The following is a 21,873-nucleotide window of genomic DNA, read 5'->3' on the forward strand; positions in this document are numbered from 1 at the left end:
CTCCTTGGCAGGAGTGTTGGTGACACTCCCATGGAGGGCGAGATGAGGAAGTTGCTCCACGCAGGCGTGCTCGCGCTTGGCCTGCTCGCGGCTGGATGCGGCGGTACCGGTGAGAAGGGTACGGCCGGACCGATCGCCGCGGACCAGGTCAACGCGTCGCTCAGCCCGTATGAATCTCCTGGCATGTCCGAGGAGCCGACGGCCGGGGCCATGGTCGAGCTGGGGGATACGAAGATCGGAAAGGTGCTGGTCGGCGAGGAGGGCCGCACGCTCTACCTCTTCAAGAAGGACAAGGATGGCAAGTCATCGTGTTCGGGCGACTGCGCGGTGACGTGGCCGCCGTACATCACCGAAGGGAAACCCGAGGCCGGCGACGGCGTCAAGGCGGACCTGCTCGGCACCACCAAACGGGAGGACGGCACGTCACAGGTGACCTACAACCGTCATCCGCTCTACTACTACGTCAAAGACAAGAAGGCCGGCGACGTCACAGGCAACGACGTCAAGGATTTCGGCGCCGAATGGTACGCGGTGACCGCGGAGGGGAAGAAGGCCAAGGGGAAGAAGGCTGACTGAGATCCGGCACGTAACGCCGGGGGCCGCCCTCGTCCGGCGGCGCGGTAGGTGAAGCCCTCCGAGATCCTTGCCGGGCAGCGGCCCGCAAGGATCTCGGAGGGCTTCTCTGCCGTTCACGGTGATGAGTCCCCTCGCCCGTCTTCCGGCCATGAGAGGCCGGAAAAGACGTCCCGGCGGATACGTCGGCCTGCCCGTCGGCCGCCAGATGACCGGATCGACCACCCCACCCTCCATGTCCGGTCGCGGTGGAGGACAAAGCGACTGCCCGGAACTTTTTGTCAATGACAGACAGACCGCCTGCGAACTGACCCTGCGGGCGTCCCTCGCCAGGAGGGGGCGGCATCCGGCGCGATCGGCATCGTCACGAAAGGACACGTCGCGCGGTGAGACCCGCGCCGAGGCCGCCCGGTCGGTCTCCGAAGTGGTGTTATTCCACCTCACGGGGGGTATCGCCTGCGTTTGTAGGGAGGATCCGCCGCCGGCTGTGCTCGACCGCCGGTCGGACGAGGACCGCCGGGCGAACCCCACCATCAGGGGCGGCGGTCACTGTGGCGTGTGGGCCGTGCCAACGGCCCCACCAAGCCTCCGACAGACCAGGACCGGAAAGCAACCAGCCATGTGAGGACGACATGAGCGAACACCACGATCACACGACCGATCGGCTCGCCCGCGCGCTGGGCTGGGCCAGCCTCGGCCTGGGAACGGTGCAACTGGCCGCGCCGATGGTCGTAAGCCGGCTCAGCGGCGTCGACGACTCAGTCCGGGCCCGCCGCGCGGTGCCGCTGACGGGCGTGCGGGCACTGCTCCACGCGGGAGCCCTGCCGGGCGGCCGCCGACCCGCTCCCTGGGCGTGGAGCCGTGTCGTCGGCGACGCGGCGGACCTGACGATGCTGCGCCGGGCGGCGGCCAGACGCCGCGGACACAGGCGTCGCCGCGTCATGGCCGTCACGGCGGTGGTCGCCGGCATCACGGCCGTCGACCTGTACACCGCGGCGCGTGCCCGCCGGCAGCGGCTGAGCGGGACGGGCGAGCGCGGGATGGACCTGCACGCGGCCATCACGATCAACCGCCCCCGCCAGGAGCTGTATCTGTACTGGCGCGACTTCGAGAACCTTCCCCGCTTCATGGCGCACCTGGAGTCGGTGGAGACCAGAGGCGACGGACGCTCGCACTGGAAGGCGCGCGGTCCCGCGAAGACGGCCCCCGAATGGGACGTCGCGATCACCGAGGACCACCACGGCGAGCTGATCGTCTGGCGGTCCACGAGCGGCACCGTCGGCAGCCGCGGTCTGGTGAGTTTCACGGACGCGCCCGGCGGGCGCGGCACGGAGGTGCGGGTGAACCTCAAGTACGACCCGCCGGGCGGCAAGGTGGGCGCCGCCTTCGCCAAACTGCTGGGCGAGCACCCCGAGCAGCAGGCCCGAGACGACCTGCGCCGGTTCAAGCAGGTCGTGGAGACCGGCGAGGTGATCCGCTCCGATGGCAGCCCCGAGGGCACCCGTGCGCTGCGGCAGGCCAGGCAGCGTCCCGCTCAGCCCGTCAAGTCCCCTCAGCTCGTGAAGTGATGAGGAGAATTTCGTGAAAGCCAACTGCTGGATGGGCCGCAACACCGTCGAGGTTCAGGAGGTTCCGGATCCCCGGATCCTGAACGCCCGCGACGCCATCGTCCGCATCACCTCGACCGCGATCTGCGGATCCGACCTGCACCTCTACGACGGCTACATCCCGACCATGAAGAGGGGCGACATCCTCGGCCACGAGTTCATGGGCGAGGTGGTGGAGGTGGGCCCGGAGGTGACGAGACTGCGGGTCGGCGACCGGGTGGTCGTCCCCTTCCCCATCGCCTGCGGCAATTGCGCCGCCTGCGAGCACGGCCAGTTCTCGGTGTGCGAGAACTCCAACCCCAACGCGGGCATGGCGGAGAAGCTCATGGGCTACGCTCCCGCGGGCCTCTTCGGCTACTCCCACATGCTCGGCGGCTTCGCGGGAGGCCAGGCGGAGTACGCGCGCGTGCCGTTCGCGGACGTGGGGCCGATCAAGATCGAGGACGACCTGCCGGACGAGAAGGTGCTCTTCCTGTCCGACATCTTCCCCACCGCCTGGATGGGGGCGGAGATGTGCGACATCAAACCCGGTGACACGATCGCCGTCTGGGGGGCCGGTCCTGTCGGCCAGCTCACGGTCGCCTGCGCCTACCTGATGGGTGCCGAACAGGTCATCTCCATCGACCGCTTCCCCTACCGGCTGGAGAAGGCCAAGCGTGCGGGCGCGCAGACGCTCAACTACGAGGAGGTCGACATCCTCGACGCGCTCCGCGAGATAACCGCGGGCAGGGGCCCGGACGGGTGCATCGACGCGGTGGGCATGGAGGCCCACCACCCCACCACCGCCCTACACGCCTACGACCGCGCCAAGCAGGCGACGCGGATGGAGACCGACCGGCCGTACGCCCTGCGGGAGGCGATCCTGGCCTGCCGCAACGGCGGGACCGTCTCCGTGATCGGTGTCTACGGCGGCCTGATCGACAAGTTCCCGATGGGCTCGTTGATGAACCGGTCGTTGACGCTGCGGAGCGGCCAGTGCCACGTGCAGCGCTACCTCGAACCGCTGCTGGGCAGGATCCGCGACGGCGACATCGATCCCAGCTTCGTCATCAGTCACCGCATGCGGCTGTGGGACGCCCCGCGCGGCTACGAGATGTTCAAGAACAAGCAGGACGATTGCAACAAGGTCGTCCTCAGCCCTTAGCGCGGTGACCGACCCGGACAGGACCATCCGATACTGGCTAGGATCGCGTCATACGAGCCTGCTCTGATGGGGGATGGTGACCGAGCACACGCATCCGGACAGCCGCCCGCGTGATTCCTTCGCGGCGGCTGCGGCGGCGCTGTCCCGTCTGGGACGGCTGCGTGACCTGCCGGTCATCCTCATGCTGGCGTGGGTGGGCTGGCTGGCCATCCCGTGGCCGTTCAGTGGTCTCGCCCAGGCCCGCGGTACGGCCGACCAGTCTCTGAGCGCGGGCGCCTCGGCGGACCGGGTTCTGAGCGCGGGCGCCTCGGCGGACCGGGCTCTCGGCATCGGCGCGTCGACCGGCCAGGCCACGGGCACAGCCGTCTCGGCGGCCCGGGGCCCGGCTCGCCCCGCATTGCTGGTGAAGACGGCGCAGGCGGCTCTGAGCCCGCGGGAGCTGATCGCCTCGGAACGGGCACGCATCGCCGAGGAGGTGCACGACGCGGCCGGGCACGGCCTCGCGACCATCGCCATGCAGGCAGGGGTCGCCCTGCTCATGCTCGACGAGCGTCCCGACCAGGCCCGCGAGTCGCTGGAGGCGATCCGCTCGACCAGCATGAAGGCGCTCAGCCAGCTCCGCTCCGCACTGGACCTCATCGACCCCACGACCTCGGACCACGATCTGCCCGCACTGATCCACGGGGTGCGTGCGGCGGGGCTGCCCGTCGACGTCGAACCGGCCGAGCCACAGGTCCCGGCGCACCTCGAAGGTACGGTCTACCGGGTCGTGCGCGAGTCGTTGACCAACGTCCTGCGTCACGCCGGTCCGACCAGGGCCCTGGTCCGCGTCGCCAACGATCCGTGCGTGTTCGTCCTGGAGATCGCCGACCGGGGGAGCGGCCTCTCCGGAACGGCCGAGGGCCGGGGTCTGGCCGGGATGCGGACCCGGGTGACGGAGGCCGGTGGCCTGTTCAGCGCGGGCCCCCGCGAGGGCGGTGGCTTCCAGGTCATGGCACGCTTCCCGCGGGCATCGCGGGATTCGGGGAGTCCCGTGGCCGAGGGCGCCGCGTGAACCCTCCGACGGGCCCGATCCGTGTGGCGCTCGCCGATGATCAGGCTGTCGTGCGCATGGGGCTCAGGGTTCTCATCGACCGCGAGCCCGACCTGGAGTTCGCCGGTGAGGCCGCCGACGGCGTCGCCGCTCTCCGGCTGCTGGGCGACACCCGCCCCGATGTCCTCCTGCTCGACATCCGCATGTCCGGCATGGACGGCATCGACACGCTGCGGGCCATCGCCGCCGACCCGGCGCTCAGCGCCACCCGGGTGGTCGTCGTCACCACCTTCGAGCTCGACCAGTATGTCTTCGCCGCGCTCCAGGCCGGAGCCAGCGGGTTCCTCCTGAAGGACAGCGCCCCCGAGGAGCTCGCCCACGCGATCAGGGTCGTCGCCTCGGGCGAGGCCCTGCTCTCCCCCTCCGTCACCAGGAAGGTCATCGGCCGGTTCAGCCACCACGACGTCGCCCCGGTCGAGGGGCTCGACCATCTCACCCCCAGAGAGCGTGAGATGGTCGCCTGGGTCGCCACGGGCCGGTCGAACGACGAGATCGCCGCAGAGCTCGTCATCAGTCCCGACACCGTCCGCACCCACGTCAGCCGGGCCATGGTCAAGCTTCATGCCCGCGACCGGGCCCAGCTGGTCGTCTTCGCGGTCAGGGCCGGGCTGACGATCCCTTGAGGAAGCCCCGGTAGGTGCGCTGCTCCAGCTGCGACTCGATCTGCTTGACCGTGTCCAGCCCCACCCCGACCATGATGAGGATGGTCGTCCCGCCGAACGGGAAGTTCTGCTGGGTCCCCGGATCGCGCAGGATCACGAACGCGATGATCGGGATCAGCGACAGCGTGCCGAGATAGGCCGCTCCCGGCGCGGTCAGCCGTGAGAGCACGTGCCGCAGGTATTCCGCGGTGGGCCGCCCCGGCCGGATGCCGGGCACGAATCCGCCGAACCGTTTCATGTTGTCGGCCACCTCCACCGGGTTGACGGTGATCGACACGTAGAAGTAGGTGAAGGCCACGATCAGCAGGAGGTACGCCGTCACGTAGACCGGATGGTCACCCGAGACGAGATAGCGCGAGATCCACTCCGCGACCGGTCCCGTGCCGCCCATCAGCCCCGTCGCCAACTGCGGGAGGAAGAGCAGGGACGAGGTGAAGATGACGGGGACGATCCCGGCCTGGTTGACCTTCAGCGGGAGATAGGTCGAGGTCCCGCCGTACATCCTGCGCCCGACCATCCGCTTGGCGTACTGCACCGGGATCCGCCGCTGCGCCTGCTCCATGAACACCACCGCCGCCACCAGGAAGACACCCGCGGCCAGCATCACCACCAGCGCGAACGGGCTGAGCACGAAGATGTTCGACACGTAGGAGGGGAACACGGCGACCACCTGCGTGAAGACCAGGATGGACATGCCGTTCCCGATCCCCCGATCGGTGATCAGCTCTCCCAGCCACATGATCACGCATGTCCCCGCCACCATGGTGGCCACGATCACCACGACGGTCAGCGGGTCCTGACCGTGCAGCACCTGCCGGTTGCAGTTGGGGAAGATCCGGCCCGTACGGGCCAGTGACACGACCGTGGTGGCGTTGAGCACGGCCAGCGCCACCGTCAGGTATCTCGTGTACTGCGTGATCTTCGCCTGCCCCTGCTGTCCCTCCTTCCTGAGCGTCTCCAGACGCGGGATCATCACGGTGAGCAGCTGGACCACGATGCCGGCGGTGATGTACGGCATGACCCCGAGGGCGAACACCGACAGTTTCAGCATGGCTCCGCCGCTGAACAGCTGCAGCATGTCGACGAGCCCGCCGCGGGTCCCGCTCAGGCACTCCCGCACGGCGACCACGTTCACACCGGGTGCGGGCAGGATCTGCCCGCACCGGAACAGCACGATCATCGCCAGTGTGAAGAGCATCTTCCTGCGGAGGTCGGGCACGCGGAAAGCACGGATGAGCACGGTCAGCATGCGCCGAGTCTGGCCGCGTGGCGACGGCGGGACATCCGCTCACCGGCGGCTCCGCCGTACGTAGATCCGCGTACTCCCCACCAGGGCGGCCGGTGGTGTCAAGAACCCGCACGCGCCCGGGAAGCTCCTCCCCGTGCCGCCACGCGAGGCCCTCGATCCCCTCACATGCCGCGACCGACGCCCGGCTCGGTTGAGCCGGGCGTCGGGATGGGGGTGTCTCATGCGGCCATCGCGGGCTCTGCCTCCGCGGCGGGGATGGCGGGGGCGGCGTGGCGGCGCAGGACCACGGCCGTGACGACCGCCAGGGTCAGGAAGATCAGCGCGCCGACCGCGGCGACCGCGTGCAGGCCGCTGGTGAAGGCCGCACGGACCGCGTCGAGGTCCACGGCCGCGGCCACCGCGGAGGTGATGGAGTCGGCGTCGACGCCGGAGGGGAGCGCGCCGCGGAAGACGGCGGTGCCGAGGCTGCCCAGCGCGGCGATGCCCACCGCGACGCCGAACTCGCCGCTGGTCTCCGACAGTGACGCGGCCGATCCCGCCTTCTCCGCCGGCGCGGCGGTCATCATGATGCCGGTGCCGAGCCCCATGGGCAGTGCCATTCCCGCCGAGGCCAGCACCAGCCCGGCCACCAGCAGTGGGATCCCGCCGACCGCGGGCACCTGGGTGTGCAGGACCAGGCCGGCGGCGGCGAGCGCGAGTCCGGCGGCCATCACGTAGGCGGGGGCGACCCGGCGGGCCAGCGCGGGACCGGCCGACAGAGCCACGATCATCACCAGGTTCTGCGGCAGCAGCCACAGGCCGGCGGCGAGCGGCGACAGCCCGGAGACCGACTGCAGGTACATCGTGGACATCAGCGTGGTGCCCGCCATCACGATGCCGCCGAGCAGCCCGATCACCAGCGTCGCGGTGAAGGCCTTGTTGGCGAACAGCCGCAGGTCGAGCAGCGGGTCGGCGAGCCGGCGCTGACGGCGGACGAAGGTCACGCCCACGGCCAGACCGACGACGATGGCGGCGATGGGCAGCGGCTGCGAACCGTTCCTGGCGATCTCCTTGAGCCCGTAGATGACCGGCAGGATCGTGCTCAGGGACAGCGCGACGCTGGCCAGGTCCAGCCGTCCGGCCGACGGGTCACGGTACTCGGGCAGCAGCACCGGACCCGCCACCAGCACGGCCACCATGAACGGCACGCCCAGCAGGAACGCCGAACCCCACCAGAAGTGCTCCAGCAGCAGCCCGCCGACCAGCGGGCCGATGGCCATGCCGACCATGAAGCAGCTGAACCAGATCCCGATGGCCGCTCCCATCTGCTTGGGGTCGTCGAACATGTTGCGGATCAACGCCATCGAGGACGGCATCAGCGTGGCGCCCGCGATGCCGAGCAGCGCCCTGGCCACGATCAGCGTCTCCGCGCTGGTGGAGAAGGCGGCCACCACCGAGAGCACGCCGAACGCGGCGGCGCCGATGAGCAGGAGCCTGCGCCTGCCGATCCGGTCGCCCAGCGTGCCCATGGTCACCAGGAACCCGGCGAGCATGAACGAGTAGATGTCCATGATCCACAACTGTTGCGGGGCGGAGGCGCCGAGCGAGGCGCTCAGGTGCGGCAGCGCGAGATAGAGGACGCTGACGTCGACGGAGAGCAGCAGGGCGATGGAGGCGAGGACGCCGAGCCCGATCCAGTTCTTTGTCATGGCGCCTACGGTGTCGCAGGGCGCTTCAGGTCTTCTTTCCGTGGGCTTAAGGTCGGTCGTATGCGCTTTGGGGTGTTGGGGCCGCTGACGGTGTGGACCGATGCGGGGCAGAGCGTCCCGATCCCTGGTCTGAAGGTGCGCGCGTTGCTCGCCGACCTGCTGGCCCACGAGGGCCGGGCGGTCTCCACCGACCGGCTGGTGGACGACCTGTGGGGCGAGGACCTGCCGGGCAACGCGGTGGCCGCGCTCCAGGTACGGGTCTCGCAGCTGCGCCGCGCGCTGGAGGAGGCCGAGCCCGGCGGCAAGAACCTGATCGTTTCCCGGGCGCCCGGCTACCAGCTCCAGGTGGATCCCGATGCGATCGACGCCATGCGCTTCACCAGGTTGCTGGGCGAGTCGCGGCTGAAGGAGGCGCTGGAGCTGTGGCGGGGGGCGGCTTTCGCGGACTTCGCGGATTTCGAGTTCGTCCGTCCGGTGGTGGCCCGGCTGGAAGAGGCACGGCTGGGGGCGGTGGAAGAGTTCGCCGAGATACGGCTGGCGGCGGGCGAGCCCGTCGAGGTGTCCGAGCTCGTCGGCGAGCACCCGTTGCGCGAGCGGCTCCGGGCCGTACACATGAAGGCCCTGTATCGGGCAGGGCGGCAGAGTGAGGCGCTGGCCGTCTACGGCGAGCTGCGCGAGCGGCTCGCCACCGAGCTCGGACTGGATCCCTCACCCGAGCTGGCCGCGCTGTACGAGCAGATCCTGCGCCAGGATCCCGCGCTCAGCGGGCCGGAGCGGCGCTCCTCCGGCAACCTGCCCGCGGCCGTCAGCGAGCTGATCGGGCGCGAGGACGCGATGACCGACGTGCGCGCGCTGCTGGGGACGGGCAGGCTCGTCACGCTCACCGGTTCCGGCGGCGTGGGCAAGACCAGCCTCGCGTTGGAGACCGCGCGAAGGCTGGCCGGCGCGTTCACCGACGGCGCGTGGCTGGTGGAGCTGGCCTCCTATGACAGGCACACGCCGTCGCTGGCCGAGGCGGTGCTCGCGGCGCTGGACATCAGGGACGGCGCCGACGTCCCCGGCGCGCTCGACCGGCTGTCGGCCGCGCTGACCGCCAAGAACATGCTGCTGGTCCTCGACAACTGCGAGCACGTGGTGGACCAGGCGGCCAAGCTGGCGGAGCTGTTGCTGCGCGCCGCGCCGGGACTGCGGATCCTGGCCACCAGTAGGGAGCCGCTGGCCGTGGCCGGCGAGGCGCTGTGGAGCGTGCCCGTGCTGGAGGTGCCCGCCGGGGCGGGGCTCGACGAGGTGGCGGCGTCCGACGCGGTGCGGCTGTTCATGACGCGGGCCACCGCCTCCGCCCGGGGGTTCGCGCTCGACGCCGGCAACGCCGAGGCCGTGGCGCAGTTGTGCCGCAGGCTGGACGGCCTGCCGCTGGCGCTGGAGCTGGCGGCGACCCGGGTGCGCGCGCTGGGCGTGCACGAGCTGGTGGCCAGGCTGGACGACCGGTTCCGGGTGCTGGCCGGGTGGCAGCGGGGCGCGCCCGAACGGCAGCAGACGCTCATGGCGATGATCGACTGGAGCTGGACCCTGCTCACCGACGAGGAACGGATCGTGCTGCGGCGGCTGGCCGTGCACGCCGACGGCTGCACGCTGGAGGCCGCGGAGGCGGTGTGCGCCGAGCCGGGGCTGGACGTGCTCGACCTGCTGGTCAGGCTGGTGGACAGGTCGCTGGTGACGGCCGTCGACGGGCCTTCGGGGGTGCGGTATCGCCTGCTGGAGTCGGTGGCGGCCTACTGTCTGCGGCGGCTGGACGATGTGGGGGAGACCTCCCGGGTACGGCAGGCGCATGTCCGGTATTTCGTGAAGCTGGCCGTACAGGCCGAGCCGTACCTGCGGGGTGGTGAGCAGGCGCGGTGGATGCGACGGCTGGACGCCGAGGCCGCGAACCTGCGCGCCGCGCTCGACAACGCGCCCGCCGACAGCGCGTTGCGGCTGGTGAACGCGCTGGCCTGGTACTGGTTCCTGCGCGGCAGGCTGGGCGAGGGCAGACGGGCGCTGGCCAAGGCGCTGGCCGGGCGGGCTCACGGTGCCGAGTGGGACAGGGCACGGGCCTGGGAGGCCGGGTTCGCGCTGTTGCTCGGTGAGGACGTGGACTGGGCGGACGCGTTGCGCGTCCAGGATCCGGGCGACCTGGCCAGGGCGCGGTGGTTCATCGGGCTCGGGCTGGTCGACGAGACGTCCGCGCGTGCGCTGGTGGACAGCGCGCTGGCCACGTTCCGCGAGGTCGGCGACCGATGGGGCGTCGCGGCGGCGCTGAGCAGGCACGCCCGTGACGCCTTCACCCGGCGTGACCACGCCGCGCTGGAACGCGACGGCGGCGAGAGCGCCCGGCTGTTCGGCGAGCTGGGCGACCGCTGGGGGTGGTTGCAGGCCGACGAGTGGCTTGGTGGGCTGGCCGAGATGCGGCGCGACTACGAAGGCGCCGCCCGGCTGTTCACCGCGGACCTGAGCGCGGCCGAGGAGCTCGGGCTGTGGCCGGACGCCGTACGGCGGATGTGCTGGCTCGGCTGGATCGCCATGAACCAGGCCGACTACGACCGGGCCCTGGACTTCTGCGGGCGGGCCCTGCGGCTGGCCGCCGGTCAGGGCTACCGCGAGGGGCAGATCTTCGCCGAGATGGGGTACGGCTTCGCCGCCCGTCGCGCCGGTCGGCTGGAGCTGGCGGAGAAGCACCTGCGCCACCTCCTCGAAGGCGTTCCCCGCGACGGCGAGCCGGTGGTGTTCCTGTCCGACGTGCTGGTGGAGCTGGGCTTCGTCAGCGAGCTGCGCGGCGATCTCGACGCCGCCCGCGCGCTCTTCCTGGAGGCGCTCGCCGCGGCCAGGAAGACCGGCGACCCCTGGTCGACGGTGCTCACCGTCGAGGGGCTGGCGGCCGCCTCGCCCGGCGAGAGGGCCGCCGAGCTGCTGGGACTGGCGGCCGCGGCCAGGGTGGCGCATCAGGCGCCGCCCAGCGACTCCGGGCAGGCCGAGCTCGACCGGATCACCCGACGGGTCAGGTCCGAGCTGGGCGAGGACGTCTTCACCACCGCCTACGCGCGTGGTGGTGAGCTGACCCTCGACGACGCGGGCTAGCTGCTCGCCAGGTGCTCCGCCATGCGGTCGAAGAACTCGCTCCAGCCCGCCTTGGCCTGCTCGGCGTGCTCGGAGTCGGTGTTGACGCCGTACTGGTGGAAGCGCATGACCGTCGCGCCGTCCTGCTCCTCCAGCGTGAGCGTGACGACCGAGGCGGGGCCGTCGCCGGGGTTGTCGGGGTCGCCCGTGGTGAACACCAGCCGCCCGGGCGCGGCCACCTCGCGGTAGACGCCGTTCAACGTCACCTCGAAGCCCTCCTCGCCGACCATCGTGGCCTGCCAGGTCCCACCGGGCCTGGCGTCGAGAACGATCCGGTCGGCCGGGGTGGCGAAGATGCGCGGACCGAACCAGTGCGAGAAGCGCTTGGGCTCGGTCCAGGCCTCGTAGACCAGCTCACGGGGAGCGTCGAGGGTGCGGGTGATCTCGTACTCGGCGGTCGTCATCGCTCTGCCCTCACAGGGTCCATGGTCGGTTTCGACGAGACCTACGATGCCGGGGAGCTCTTACGATCGGCTTCCCATGTCCTTAAGACCGCTGTCCTTGAGGCCGCTGTCCTCAAGACCGCGTCGGTCCACTCCTTGAACTTCTCGGTGATCCAGGCCAGCTGCCCGACGGGGGAGTCGTGCAGCCCGTAGGCCAGGGTCTGCGGGCGAGTGGACTGGATGGTGACACCGTGTGGGGCGAGGCGCCACCGGACCAGGAGGGAACAGATCGCGGCCGGCTCGGCAACAACAGGTGTCCTGATCCAGAGCCGAGAGGCCACAGCATGAGCGAGACGAGCCGGGCAGAGGTCGATGACGCCTCTTTCATCGAACGGTCCCGGCACGATCCCGAGGTGTTCGCCGAGGTCTTCCGTCGGCACGCCCCGGATATCACGCGCTATGTCACCCGCAGGCTGGGGGACGACGCCGCCGAGGACGTGGTGGCCGAGACCTTCCTGGCGGCGTTCCGGCAGCGGGACGGCTACGACCTGTCACGCCGGAACGCGCGGCCGTGGCTGTACGGGATCGCGACCAACCTGATGCGCCAGCACCTGCGGACCGAGGTGCGGCAGCTACGTCTCGTGGAGCGCACCGGGGCCGACCCGGTGACGGCGTCGTTCACCGAGCGCAGCGACGAGCGGCTCAGCGCCGAGGCCTCCCGCCGGAGCCTGGCGGGCGCGCTGGCGGCGCTGCCCAAGGGGCACCGTGACGCGTTGCTGCTGGTGGCATGGGGCGGTCTCAGCTACTCGGAGACCTCCGAGGCACTGGGCATCCGCCTGGGAACCGTGCAGTCGCGCGTCAACCGAGCTCGAAAGAGACTCCGCAGGGAACTCGGCGGGATCAATCCCATGACCACCGTTAGCGAGGAATCCGTCCATGAATGAGATGACCCGGCTCGAGCGGTTCCGTTCCGAGATCCCACGGCCCGATCCGGCCGCCCTCCGGGCCCAGGAGGACCGGCTGCTGGCAGCCATCGCCGATCCGGCACCTGTCCGCCTCGAACGCGCCGGGATGCGCCCGCGCGCCGTACACCGCCTGAGGCTCAGCTTCGCGACGGGGCTGGCTGCCGCCGTGGTGACAGCCGGGGTCATGGTGGTCGCCGTCGATTCGGAGCCAGGCGCTCCGCCGGTTCTGCACACGATGCCGGTGAAGGTGGAGACGGTCCTCAACCGGGCTGCGGAGAATGTGAACATGTTCCCGGAGCTGTACCCGAAGCCCGGGCAGTTCCTGGTCTTCGAGTCACGGACGATGGATACCGTCGAGTCGAACGGCGCTGACGGCCACTCCCGTTTCCTGGCCCGGTCGAAGCGCAAAGTCTGGCTGCCCGTGGAAGGTGACTCGACGGGCGGGTTCATCGAGGGCGAAGGGCTTGCGCCCAGCGCTTACCCGGGCTGGCCGATTCCGCCCGAGGCGCGGGAGAACCTCGGCCGCAGCGGTCCGGAGAAGCTCGCCGACTTCGACGACCGCGCCGAGTACCTGCGTACGGACTACGCCTACCTGAGCCGTCTGCCCACCGAGCCGGCGAAGATGTACGAGCACCTCTACACCGGACTCACGCACGGTGCCGGTGCCGATGCCGATGCGTGGCAGCGGGTCGGGGGCATGCTCTCGGAGGCGTATATGCCGGCAGCGCAGCGTGCCGCGCTGTTCCGGGCGGCAGCGGCCATCCCCGGCGTCACGACCGTCGGCGAGGCCGCCGACGCGGCGGGCCGTACGGGCGTCGCCGCGGCGAGGGTCGACCCGCTGCTCGGCATCCGGGAAGAGTACATCTTCGACCGGGAGACCTACCGGTACCTCGGTGTGCGGAGAGTCGTCACGGACGCCGGCCAGGCCAAGGCGCCGGTGGGGAGCGTGCTGACCTCCTCGGCACTGCTGAAGGTCTCGGTCGCCGATCAGGCCCCGCGGTGAGCGGGCACTGACCGGCGCGGTCACGGATCAGCGACCCGGCGGGTCGGCCGAGTCCGTCCGGCAAGTGGCCGAGCGAGGCACGGGCCTCCTGCGGGGGCGTCCTTGCCTCCGGCCCGTCGGCGGCCGGCCGGTCACACCCCGGCCAGCACCAGGCTGAAGTCGCCGGTGGGGTCGGTGTAGTGGCGGAGCACCGCGAACCCGGCCGCGGCGAGCTCCCGCCGCAGGCCCTCGGGGCGGAACTTGGCGCTGATCTCGGTCCGCATCTCCTCCCCGTCGGCGAAGGAGACGGTCAGGCCGAGACCGTCGACCCGCACGTCCATGGCGCGGGTCGCGCGCAGCCGCATCTCGATCCAGTCGTTGCGCACGTCGTACAGCGCGATGTGCTCGAAGGCGTCCGGCTCGAAGTCGGCGTCCAGCTCCCGGTTGACCACGCGCAGGACGTTCCGGTTGAAGGCGGCGGTCACCCCGGCCGCGTCGTCGTAGGCCGCGACCAGCCGCCCGGTGTCCTTGACCAGGTCGGCCCCGAGCAGGAAGGTGTCACCGGGCCGCAGGGTGGCGCGCAGCTCCTTGAGGAACACCTCGCGTGCCGCCGGATCGAGGTTGCCGATCGTGCCGCCGAGGAAGGCCACCATCCGCCGTCCCTGGCGGGGCAGCAGGGCCAGGTGGCGCTCGAAGTCGGCGCAGACCGCCCGCACGGTCAGGCCGGGATAGCGGGTGGTGAGCCGCCGTGCGGCGTCGCCCAGGGTGACCGCGTCGACGTCCACCGGCGTGTAGGTGCGCAGCGTCCCCGTCGCGGAGAGGGCGTCCAGCAGCAGGACGGTCTTCTCACTGGTCCCCGAGCCGAGCTCGACCAGGGTGTCCGCGCCGCTGCGTGCCGCGATGTCCAGGGCCTCCCTGCGCAGGATGGCCAGCTCGCGGCGGGTCGGATAATACTCCGGCAGGCAGGTGATCTGTGAGAACAGGTCACTGCCCGCCGCGTCGTAGAACCACTTGGGCGGCAGCCACTTGGGCGTCGACGTCAGCCCGGTGCGGACGTCGTGTTCGAGGGCCTGACGCAGGTAGTCGTGATCGAGATGGTTGACCAGGTGTACGGCTGACTGGCTGACGGACACGGGTCCTCCTGGGTCGATGGGGCACGGGATCCTTCTCGCCCGGTGGCTCGCCGGCCCGTGCCCGGGGTGCTGTGTCTGCCGGTGATCTCGCTCCGCCCGCTCACAGCGGCTGGACGTGCACGCCGTCGGGCGAGGCGAGGACCAGGCTCCGCTCCGGTACGGCCTGCCAGCCGGACCGGTCGTCCAGCGGCTCGCTCGCCACGAGCACGCCGTCGTCGAGATGGAGAAAGAGCGTGTCGCCCCAGACGGTCGCCGCGATCGACGTGCCGTCACAGGCGAGCAGGTTCAGGCGGGCCTCGGGATCCTTCGTCCCGGCGTGGACGACGACCTCCGCCAGGGCGTCGCCGAGCGGATGGCCCGCGCGCCGCCGCGCGAACACCGCGGCGGCGACCCATGCCGAGTCGCAGGGACTCTCCGCCTCGTCGGCGAGTTCCCGCACCGCCTCCCGCGCGACGCGGCCGTTGTGGCTGAGCAGCCACGGCCCGTCGGCGAACGGAGCGGTCGCCGCCTCCTCGATCGGCATGCCGACGGTCGCCGACCGTACGGCGGCCAGCAGACAGCCCGAACGGGCGATCCGGGCGAGGCCTGGCAGGTTGGCGTCCGCCCAGATGGGGACCGTACGGCGGTAGCGGACGGGTTCCGCTCCGGTGGAGTCGTACCAGCCGACTCCGAAACCATCGGCGTTGACCGTGCCGTAACGCTGCAGGCGCGGGGCGTAGGACTGCCGGAGCAGGCCGTACTCGGGTTCCTGGATCAGTGAGGCGAGACTGCGGGGCGCGCCCAGCCAGGCTGCGTGACGGCACATCTATACCTCCTCCGGGGAGGCGGAGCGGGCGCAGCGGAAGCCGGAGAAGATCTGCCGGCGGATCGGGTGGTCCCAGTTCCTGAACGTCGTGCGGACCGCGGCCGGATCGGCCGCCCAGGACCCGCCCCGGAGCACCCGGTAGTCCTTGCCGAAGAAGACCTCGCTGTACTCGCGGTAGGGGAAGCTGCGGAAACCGGGATAGGGCAGGAACACCGAGTCGGTCCACTCCCACACGTCCCCGATCATCTGCTCGGCGCCGTAGGGGCTCGCCCCGGCGGGGAAGGCGCCGAGTGGAGCGGGCCGTGCCGCCCGGTGCCCGAGGTTCGCCAGGTCGGGCCGGGGCCCGTCGTCACCCCACGGGTACGTCCGCGACCGTCCGGTCGCCGCGTCCCACCCGCATGCCTTCTCCCACTCGGCCTCGGTGGGCAGCCGTCTGCCGGCCCAGCGGGCGTAGGCGTCGGCCTCGTACCAGCACACGTGCTGGACGGGCTCCTCCATGGGCACCGGTTCGGGCCGGCCGAAGCGGGTGCGCCACCAGGTCCCGCCCTCCCTGGTCCAGAACAGCGGGGCGGAGGCGTGGCTCTCCTGCCGCCACAGCCAGCCCTCCGGGGCCCACCAGTGTGGATCGTCGTAGCCGCCGTCCTCGACGAAGGCGGCGTAGGCGTCGTTGCCGACCGGGAACCGGTCGATCCAGTAGCCGGGCAGATGGACCCGGTAGGCGGGGCGCTCGTTGTCGTAGGCCCAGGGCTGAACGTCGGTGCCCATCAGGAAGGAACCCGCGGGGACGAACACCTCCTCGTCACCGGTGGCCCTGCCGGGAGGCAGGACGCCGTCGCGGACCAGGCCGGGCTCCTTCGACAGCTGCAGGGTGGCGAGCATCGTCTCGTCGTGCTGGTGCTCGTGCTGGATCACCAGGCCGAAGACGAAGCCGTCCCGATGGAGCGGGTCGGGGCCGTGCAGGTCGATCGTGTCGAGGACGTCCAGCGCCCGGCCGCGCACGCCCTCGATGTAGCGGCGTGCCTCGTCCGGGCCCAGTATGGGCAGGCTCGGGCGATTCTTGCGGGGGTGCTTGAACGCGTCGTACAGGTCGTCCATCTCGGGCCGGAGCGGGGTGATCCCGCCCGCCTCCCGCAGCACCCACAGCTCCTCGTAGTTGCCCACGTGCGCCAGATCCCACACCAGCGGTGACATCAGCGGCGAGTGCTGCCTGACCAGCAGGTCGTCCTCGGTGTCGGTGTAGGCCAGCGACCGGTTCCGCACCGCGACCAGCTCGGCGGCGATCTGCTCCTTGAAGTCGTTCATTCTTGTCCTTCCTCGGTCAACCAGGCCGACAGGCGCCGCGCCGGCCCTTTCACCAGATCCAGCAGGTCCAGGGCCGGAGGACGGCCGGACGTCACGTGACGGTCGGCGAACGCGGCCACCTCGCGGGCCAGGGCCGGAGGCATCCCCAGGCGGGGCATCGCGGTCAGGGCGGCCCGGAAGCAGGTCTCGGCGGCCCTCCGCAGCCGGGGGTCCGCCAGGCCGTGACGCGCCGCCTGCGGCCACATCGCCGCGCACGGTTCGACCGCGGCCATCGCCGCGTCCGCCGCACGGTCGTCCATCACGAGGGCGTGGGTCACCGCCACGCACACCGGCCAGCTCGCCGGGTGCTGGGCGTCGAGGTAACGGATCTCCAGCCAGCCGCGTGGCCGGACCGGAGGGAAGATCGTCGTGGCGTGGTAGGCCAGGTCCACCACGGTCAGCGGGCGCGCGGGCGCGGTCAGCCAGTCGCGGAAGGTCGAGCCGTCGCGGATGACACGGCACCGCTCCCCGTCCTCGCGCACGAGCATCAGCCGGGCGTCGAGCAGATACGCGGCCCAGGCCGCGGCCGGGTCTCCGGACGCCGGGATGGGCGCCGTCCGGGTGCGGTCGAGGTTCTCCCACACCGCCTGGCGGCCCGACATCCACCCGCACGGCCGGCCCTCGCTGAGCGACGAGTTGGCGAAGGCCGCCGTCAGGACGGGCCCCAGCAGGTGCGCGCGCTCCCACCGCACCGCGGGTTTCTCTCCCAGGTCCAGGTTGACCTGGATCGACGCCGTCGAGCACATCATCAGCGCCCCGTACGGCATGCCGAGGAACGCGGACATCGCCTCGTAGCGGGGCAGGCGTAGCTGCCGCCGCGCCGGCCGTAGCGGGTCGAGGCCCACCCCGGCCAGCACCAGGCCCGCCTTCCGCAGGGCCGTGCGCGCCGCCTCGACGTCGGCGGCGAGGAGGGCGATCGCGTCCGGCAGCGATCCGGCCGGACCGGAGAGTTCAAGCTGGCCGCCCGGCTCGAAGGTCACCCGGCTCCCGCCGGGCAGCGGTGGCAGGGCGTCGGCGGTCCTGGCCACCGGGACCTGACGGCCGGGATCCCCTCGGTCGAAGACCAGGAACTCCAACTCGACTCCCACCTGATCCCCGGTGGAGCCGAGGAAGCAGCCTCGGGCGAACTCCTCCACGTCCGAGGCGTCCCGGACCAGGGTCTCCTCGGCGGCCAGGTCGGTCATCGCGCCCCCTTCGCCCAGATGTGTACGGATCTATAGACCCGCGAGTCCCGCGAGCGTTACAGCGGGGGGCGGGTGTAACGGATCGATCCGCGGACGGCACTACGCCGTATGGGACACGGGTGGGGATGATGCGAGCCGGAGCGCGACGGGGGCGATCGGCCGGCTGTCATGAGGCTGTGGAGCTCGTCACGGACTACCTCGAAGGGGCGCTGCCCGCCGGTCGGCGGCGATGCCTCGAAGGCCATCTGGCCGCATGCGCCGGGTGCGCCGTCCATCTGGAACAGATCCGGGTGACGGTCTGGATCCTTGGCTGCCTCGGGGCCGGCGCCATACCGGATCGGGCCCTCAGCAGGCTGTGCGGGGCCTTCCTCGGCTCAGGGGTGTCGCCGTTCCCTGAAGGCGGTCAGTAGCCGCTCGCGCATGTCGCCGGGCAGGCCCTGGGGCCGCAGCTCGCCGAGGGCGACGACGGTGGTGCGGGACTGGGCGAGGTGGCGCGCGCAGCCCTCGCAGGCGACGAGGTGTTCCTCGAACCGGTCGCGGGTGAGCTCGTCGAGCTCGTCCTCCAGGTAGGCGGTGACGAGCTCCACCGACTCGTCGCAGCTGAACCGCTTCACGACGCTGACCGCCTTACCGTCTCGATCCTGCACTGATTCCACTACGCCGACCGCCTCGCCGTCTCGAAATATTCCTCCAGCCGCCCGCGTACCGACGCGCGGGCGCGGTGCAGCAGGACACGCTGGTTGGCCGCGGAGATCTCCATGATCTCGCAGACCTCCTCGGACGTGCACCCCTCGACATCGCGGAGGGTGATCACCGCCCGCTGCCTGGGCGGCAGCTCGGCCAGGGCCGCCGCGATCCGGCCGCGCACCTCCGCGGCGAGCACTTCGCCCTCCGGAGTCGGCCAGGCGGCGGGGAGCTCCTTCCAGTGCCCGGGAAGGGGGTCGCCCGCGCCCTGGAAGCGTGAACGGTCGACCGTCGGTCTCTCCTGCTCGAAGACGCTGCTCCACGGGACCGTGCGGTTCTCCCGCACGCCCTGCTTCTTGGCCGTGTTGACCAGGATCCGGTAGACCCAGGTCTTGACCGACGAGCGGCCCTCGAAGCCGTCGATCCCCCGGATCACCGCCAGCCAGGTGTCCTGGACGATCTCCTCCGCCGAGTCGTTGGTGGACACGTGCGAACGCGCCAGCCAGAGCATCCCCCGAGACCAGGTGTCCAGCAGCGCCGCGAACATCGTTTCGTCCCCGGCGCGCAGCGCCGCGACGACGACATCGTCCGGGGGCAGTCCACCGCCCGGCAAGGGCTCCACGATCGTCTCCTCCTGGTCGGGCCTCTGGAACCTGCTGAGAAGTGCTTGCGGAGCGAGGCCGGTACGCAGAAGAGAAGATTCCCGCCCGGAACCGGACCGACACCTCTCCCACCCGGCGGGTGGAGCCGGGTTGTTCGCACCGGTGTTCCAGGAGATTCCGGCGTGGTCGGGGGCATGCGCCATCCTTTTGTTTCCGCTATGGAAAGCTGTGTGTTGACGTATCGGAAAGTAAATGGCAGACTTTCCTACATGGAAACACACGATGGATCCGACGCCTCCGCCACCCGGCCGACCCCCGAAGAGGCGAGCGCGGCGCTCCGCGAAGTGGAGCAGGTCCGGTCCTCGCTCGACGTCGTCCCCGTACCGGGGTGGTACATGCCCCTCCTGGCCCTCCTGGCCGCCGGGTCCGCGCTGGCCCAGCTGCTGCCGACGGCCGTCACGGTCGTGGTGGTCCTGATCATGGTGGCGGGGATCGGGGCGACGGTGCGGCTGTATGTACAGAAGGTCGGGTTCCTCAGGCAGGTCAAGGGGCGTGAGGTGTGGCCCGCGGTAGTGCCTCTCGTGGTCATCTACCTTGCCGCCGCCGTGCTCGACCTGGCCTACGGCCAGGAGTGGGGGTGGATCGTGGCAGCCGTCCTGGGCGGCGGCACCATCCTCGGCATCGGCTACTACCACCAGCGGCGTGTTCGGAGGCAGGCATGACGGTCGTGCGCGAGCCCGCGGACGGCTTCGACGCGACGATCCACGCGCCGAACCGGCTGCGCGTCTGCGCCCTGCTGGACGCGGTGTCGGAGGTGGAGTTCGGCGTGGTCCAGGAACGGCTCGACGTCAGCGCCTCCGTGCTCAGCAAGCACGTGAGCGTGCTGGTCGAGGCCGGCTACGTCAAGCAGCGCAAGGCCACCCGCGACACCCGGCAGCGCGTGTGGCTCCAGTTGACCGGCGCCGGTCGTGCCGCCTACCGTGCCCATGTCGCCGCCCTGCGGGCGATCGTCGGGGAGTGAGCGGTATGGCAGGGCGTCCCCGTCGTGGCCGGCACCGCGGTTCAGCGGGTCTGGAGGCGGCGACGTGGGAGGTCACGGTGTCGAGGACCGCGACCTGTGAGCGTCACCAGCCATGGCCCGTACTTCTCGGGGACTTGACTTCCTCCCCACGGCTGAAGCCGGGGGATTCCCACCCTCGCAGGTCGGATTTCCTACTTCACCGCCAGTCGCCTGCCAGGAGGACTCTCCTTTTTGGAGGCCGAGCCGTGGCGCAGCGGGTGCCAGGCGCTCACCAGGGCGAAGGCCAGCAGCAGCTCGGCGATGTCCCCGCCGTAGTACATGATCTCCGCGGCCCCGCGGAGCTGGTCGGGAGGGACCGGCACATCGACCAGCAACCCGGCGTACATCAGCTGGGACAGCGTGGCGTGTACGGCGACCGCCACGCCCATCACGAGCAGCCGCATCGGCACCGACGGGCGTAGCGGCGCCGGATCGGGGCCGGCGATCACCCAGGCGAACAGGTAGCCCGCCAGCAGGAAGTGCAGATGGACCAGATGATGGGCCACCGGGCCGGTGGCGGTGATCCGGTACAGCGGCGTGCAGTACAGCACCGCCAGACCGCCCACGCTGAGCATCAGTGCCGTCCACGGGTTGGCGATCACATGTACGGCGCCGCTCCGCAGTATCCGGCCGACGCGGCGCCCCTGGGACGGCGGCAGGGAGCCCAGCAGCAGCCGCACCGGGGCGCCCAGCACCAGACCCAGCGGCGCCAGCATCCCGATGAGGAGATGCTGCAGCATGTGACCGCGGAAGTCCGCTCCGGCGAACGAGGCGACGGGTCCGGTCAGGGCGGCGGCGAGCAGGGCGGCGCCGGTGAGGAAGCTCGCCGTCCGCCACGGGCTCCACCCTCTGGTCTCATGGCGCCGGAGGGCCACCAGCGTCAGGTAGCCGGCCGCCAGGAGGACGGGCCCGATGACCGCGGGGAGCGTCCCGAGGTCGCCGCCATGGTGGTGCGCCGGGTGGGCGAGGAAGGTCATGGCGCCGGAGAGGCGGACGGGCGCCCGCTGTCCGAGCACAGGTCGACCGGTGTGCCGCTGCGCTGCAGCGCCCAGCCTCCCACCACCAGCACGGCGCCCAGCAGCAGGAAGCCCAGATCCCACCAGGTCTGGTAGGGGCCGGTCCGCACATGGTGGATGCCCAGGATGTGGTGGTCGATGAGACCTTCGACCAGGTTGAACGCCCCCCATCCGACCAGGATCCATCCCCACAGCATCCGTGATCCCCACACCCGGCCCCGGGACCGGCCGATGCGCGAGTACAGCAGGCCGAGGCCGAGCAGGACCGCCAGCCAGGTGAACGCGTGGAAGAGCCCGTCCCACAATGTGTTCATCCGGAGTCCGGCGACGGTGTTCGCCGGGTAGTACCGCAGGCCGATGTTGTCGGTGTCGGTGCTGCTCAGCATGTGATGCCACTGCAGGATCTGGTGGAGCAGGATGCCGTCGACGAACCCGCCCAGCCCGATGCCGAGAACCGTCCCGGGCAGGGCGATCCGCCGTCTCACGTCGGCTGGTCCTGCCGATCTGACCGCCATGTCGGCCGCCTTTCCGGGTCCGGCGCGTCGGTGC

22 protein-coding genes are annotated in these 21,873 nt (G+C 71.0%); 11 read left to right on the forward strand and 11 right to left on the reverse strand.

All coding sequences use genetic code 11. The features are described from left to right. Positions 1–42: 42 nt before the first annotated feature. The 5 genes from FHR32_RS14970 (at position 43) to FHR32_RS14990 (ending at position 5,040) form a co-directional block, all read left to right on the forward strand. Positions 43–576, forward strand: a complete 534-nt coding sequence (locus FHR32_RS14970; protein ID WP_221465417.1) for a COG4315 family predicted lipoprotein — start codon at positions 43–45, stop codon at positions 574–576. Between the two features lie 629 nt (positions 577–1,205). After that, positions 1,206–2,141, forward strand: coding sequence for an SRPBCC family protein (locus FHR32_RS14975; protein WP_184754863.1), 936 nt, complete (start codon positions 1,206–1,208; stop codon positions 2,139–2,141). Between the two features lie 13 nt (positions 2,142–2,154). Beyond that, positions 2,155–3,324 carry a zinc-dependent alcohol dehydrogenase gene (locus FHR32_RS46685; protein ID WP_184754864.1) on the forward strand — a complete coding sequence of 390 codons (1,170 nt, stop codon included), beginning with the start codon at positions 2,155–2,157 and terminating at the stop codon, positions 3,322–3,324. A 73-nt stretch (positions 3,325–3,397) separates the two neighbouring features. Continuing rightward, on the forward strand, positions 3,398–4,378 hold the full coding sequence (locus FHR32_RS14985) for a sensor histidine kinase (protein WP_184754865.1): 981 nt from the start codon (positions 3,398–3,400) through the stop codon (positions 4,376–4,378). Next, the gene (locus FHR32_RS14990) at positions 4,375–5,040 is read left to right on the forward strand and encodes a response regulator (RefSeq protein ID WP_312882358.1); all 666 of its coding nucleotides are present in this window, start codon (positions 4,375–4,377) and stop codon (positions 5,038–5,040) included. Before FHR32_RS14985 ends, FHR32_RS14990 begins: the two co-directional genes overlap by 4 nt. On the opposite strand, the gene secY is transcribed toward FHR32_RS14990, so the two are convergent. Both secY and FHR32_RS15000 read right to left on the reverse strand, forming a co-directional pair. Next, positions 5,015–6,328 (reverse strand): preprotein translocase subunit SecY, encoded by a 1,314-nt coding sequence (gene secY / locus FHR32_RS14995; RefSeq protein ID WP_184754866.1) that lies wholly within the window; start codon positions 6,326–6,328, stop codon positions 5,015–5,017. The genes FHR32_RS14990 and secY overlap by 26 nt on opposite strands. Before the next feature lie 218 nt (positions 6,329–6,546). Further along, the gene (locus FHR32_RS15000; RefSeq protein WP_184754867.1) at positions 6,547–8,016 is read right to left on the reverse strand and encodes an MFS transporter; all 1,470 of its coding nucleotides are present in this window, start codon (positions 8,014–8,016) and stop codon (positions 6,547–6,549) included. A gap of 60 nt (positions 8,017–8,076) precedes the next feature. Here FHR32_RS15000 and FHR32_RS15005 point away from each other — a divergent pair, with 60 nt between their 5' ends. Beyond that, positions 8,077–11,130: an AfsR/SARP family transcriptional regulator gene (locus FHR32_RS15005; RefSeq protein WP_184754868.1), complete on the forward strand. Its 3,054-nt coding sequence runs from the start codon at positions 8,077–8,079 to the stop codon at positions 11,128–11,130. Here FHR32_RS15005 and FHR32_RS15010 read toward each other — a convergent pair. Next, complete coding sequence (locus FHR32_RS15010; RefSeq protein ID WP_184754869.1) at positions 11,127–11,573, reverse strand: SRPBCC family protein; 447 nt, start codon at positions 11,571–11,573, stop codon at positions 11,127–11,129. The genes FHR32_RS15005 and FHR32_RS15010 overlap by 4 nt on opposite strands. 323 nt (positions 11,574–11,896) lie before the next feature. Here FHR32_RS15010 and FHR32_RS15015 point away from each other — a divergent pair, with 323 nt between their 5' ends. Next, a complete protein-coding gene (locus FHR32_RS15015; protein ID WP_184754870.1) occupies positions 11,897–12,496 on the forward strand; it encodes an RNA polymerase sigma factor in 600 nt (199 codons plus the stop codon). After that, entirely contained in the window at positions 12,489–13,520 is a 1,032-nt protein-coding gene (locus FHR32_RS15020; RefSeq protein ID WP_246466154.1) for a CU044_5270 family protein, read from the forward strand. The genes FHR32_RS15015 and FHR32_RS15020 overlap by 8 nt, the downstream gene beginning before the upstream one ends. 131 nt (positions 13,521–13,651) lie before the next feature. Here the strand turns inward: FHR32_RS15020 and egtD are convergent, their stop codons facing one another. The 4 genes from egtD to egtA form a co-directional block, all read right to left on the reverse strand. Further along, positions 13,652–14,632: an L-histidine N(alpha)-methyltransferase gene (gene egtD, locus FHR32_RS15025; RefSeq protein WP_184754871.1), complete on the reverse strand. Its 981-nt coding sequence runs from the start codon at positions 14,630–14,632 to the stop codon at positions 13,652–13,654. 100 nt (positions 14,633–14,732) lie between these two features. Further along, positions 14,733–15,437, reverse strand: a complete 705-nt coding sequence (gene egtC, locus FHR32_RS15030) for an ergothioneine biosynthesis protein EgtC (protein ID WP_184754872.1) — start codon at positions 15,435–15,437, stop codon at positions 14,733–14,735. After that, positions 15,438–16,739, reverse strand: a complete 1,302-nt coding sequence (gene egtB / locus FHR32_RS15035; protein ID WP_184754873.1) for an ergothioneine biosynthesis protein EgtB — start codon at positions 16,737–16,739, stop codon at positions 15,438–15,440. After that, positions 16,736–17,962 carry an ergothioneine biosynthesis glutamate--cysteine ligase EgtA gene (gene egtA, locus FHR32_RS15040; protein ID WP_184754874.1) on the reverse strand — a complete coding sequence of 409 codons (1,227 nt, stop codon included), beginning with the start codon at positions 17,960–17,962 and terminating at the stop codon, positions 16,736–16,738. Before egtA ends, egtB begins: the two co-directional genes overlap by 4 nt. 128 nt (positions 17,963–18,090) lie before the next feature. Between egtA and FHR32_RS47250 the strand changes: the two genes are divergently transcribed. After that, positions 18,091–18,372 carry an anti-sigma factor family protein gene (locus FHR32_RS47250; RefSeq protein WP_184756535.1) on the forward strand — a complete coding sequence of 94 codons (282 nt, stop codon included), beginning with the start codon at positions 18,091–18,093 and terminating at the stop codon, positions 18,370–18,372. Here the strand turns inward: FHR32_RS47250 and FHR32_RS46690 are convergent. Then, positions 18,337–18,576 carry an anti-sigma factor family protein gene (locus FHR32_RS46690; protein WP_184754875.1) on the reverse strand — a complete coding sequence of 80 codons (240 nt, stop codon included), beginning with the start codon at positions 18,574–18,576 and terminating at the stop codon, positions 18,337–18,339. The genes FHR32_RS47250 and FHR32_RS46690 overlap by 36 nt on opposite strands. Positions 18,577–18,617: 41 nt before the next feature. Beyond that, the gene (locus tag FHR32_RS15055; RefSeq protein WP_184754876.1) at positions 18,618–19,268 is read right to left on the reverse strand and encodes an RNA polymerase sigma factor; all 651 of its coding nucleotides are present in this window, start codon (positions 19,266–19,268) and stop codon (positions 18,618–18,620) included. 249 nt (positions 19,269–19,517) lie between these two features. On the opposite strand from FHR32_RS15055, the gene FHR32_RS15060 reads away from it, so the two are divergent. Both FHR32_RS15060 and FHR32_RS15065 read left to right on the forward strand, forming a co-directional pair. Further along, entirely contained in the window at positions 19,518–19,970 is a 453-nt protein-coding gene (locus FHR32_RS15060) for a hypothetical protein (RefSeq protein ID WP_184754877.1), read from the forward strand. Beyond that, entirely contained in the window at positions 19,967–20,269 is a 303-nt protein-coding gene (locus tag FHR32_RS15065; RefSeq protein ID WP_184754878.1) for a transcriptional regulator, read from the forward strand. Before FHR32_RS15060 ends, FHR32_RS15065 begins: the two co-directional genes overlap by 4 nt. Before the next feature lie 191 nt (positions 20,270–20,460). On the opposite strand, the gene FHR32_RS15070 is transcribed toward FHR32_RS15065, so the two are convergent. Further along, on the reverse strand, positions 20,461–21,324 hold the full coding sequence (locus tag FHR32_RS15070) for a cytochrome c oxidase assembly protein (protein WP_312882361.1): 864 nt from the start codon (positions 21,322–21,324) through the stop codon (positions 20,461–20,463). Then, complete coding sequence (locus tag FHR32_RS15075; RefSeq protein WP_184754879.1) at positions 21,282–21,839, reverse strand: DUF2243 domain-containing protein; 558 nt, start codon at positions 21,837–21,839, stop codon at positions 21,282–21,284. The genes FHR32_RS15070 and FHR32_RS15075 overlap by 43 nt, the downstream gene beginning before the upstream one ends. Between the last annotated feature and the right edge of the window lie 34 nt (positions 21,840–21,873).

The sequence above is a fragment of the Streptosporangium album genome (assembly GCF_014203795.1).
Lineage (GTDB): Bacteria > Actinomycetota > Actinomycetes > Streptosporangiales > Streptosporangiaceae > Streptosporangium > Streptosporangium album.

Bases quoted from the DNA above. Each gene is read 5' to 3' on its own strand.
- FHR32_RS14970 (WP_221465417.1), top strand. From the start codon at position 43: ATGAGGAAGTTGCTCCACGCAGGCGTGCTCGCGCTTGGCCTGCTCGCG.
- FHR32_RS14975 (WP_184754863.1), top strand. From the start codon at position 1,206: ATGAGCGAACACCACGATCACACGACCGATCGGCTCGCCCGCGCGCTG.
- FHR32_RS14985 (WP_184754865.1), top strand. From the start codon at position 3,398: ATGGTGACCGAGCACACGCATCCGGACAGCCGCCCGCGTGATTCCTTC.
- secY (WP_184754866.1), bottom strand. From the start codon at position 6,328: ATGCTGACCGTGCTCATCCGTGCTTTCCGCGTGCCCGACCTCCGCAGG.
- FHR32_RS15000 (WP_184754867.1), bottom strand. From the start codon at position 8,016: ATGACAAAGAACTGGATCGGGCTCGGCGTCCTCGCCTCCATCGCCCTG.
- FHR32_RS15005 (WP_184754868.1), top strand. From the start codon at position 8,077: ATGCGCTTTGGGGTGTTGGGGCCGCTGACGGTGTGGACCGATGCGGGG.
- FHR32_RS15010 (WP_184754869.1), bottom strand. From the start codon at position 11,573: ATGACGACCGCCGAGTACGAGATCACCCGCACCCTCGACGCTCCCCGT.
- FHR32_RS15015 (WP_184754870.1), top strand. From the start codon at position 11,897: ATGAGCGAGACGAGCCGGGCAGAGGTCGATGACGCCTCTTTCATCGAA.
- FHR32_RS15020 (WP_246466154.1), top strand. From the start codon at position 12,489: ATGAATGAGATGACCCGGCTCGAGCGGTTCCGTTCCGAGATCCCACGG.
- egtC (WP_184754872.1), bottom strand. From the start codon at position 15,437: ATGTGCCGTCACGCAGCCTGGCTGGGCGCGCCCCGCAGTCTCGCCTCA.
- egtB (WP_184754873.1), bottom strand. From the start codon at position 16,739: ATGAACGACTTCAAGGAGCAGATCGCCGCCGAGCTGGTCGCGGTGCGG.
- egtA (WP_184754874.1), bottom strand. From the start codon at position 17,962: ATGACCGACCTGGCCGCCGAGGAGACCCTGGTCCGGGACGCCTCGGAC.
- FHR32_RS47250 (WP_184756535.1), top strand. From the start codon at position 18,091: ATGCGAGCCGGAGCGCGACGGGGGCGATCGGCCGGCTGTCATGAGGCT.
- FHR32_RS15060 (WP_184754877.1), top strand. From the start codon at position 19,518: ATGGAAACACACGATGGATCCGACGCCTCCGCCACCCGGCCGACCCCC.
- FHR32_RS15065 (WP_184754878.1), top strand. From the start codon at position 19,967: ATGACGGTCGTGCGCGAGCCCGCGGACGGCTTCGACGCGACGATCCAC.
- FHR32_RS15075 (WP_184754879.1), bottom strand. From the start codon at position 21,839: ATGGCGGTCAGATCGGCAGGACCAGCCGACGTGAGACGGCGGATCGCC.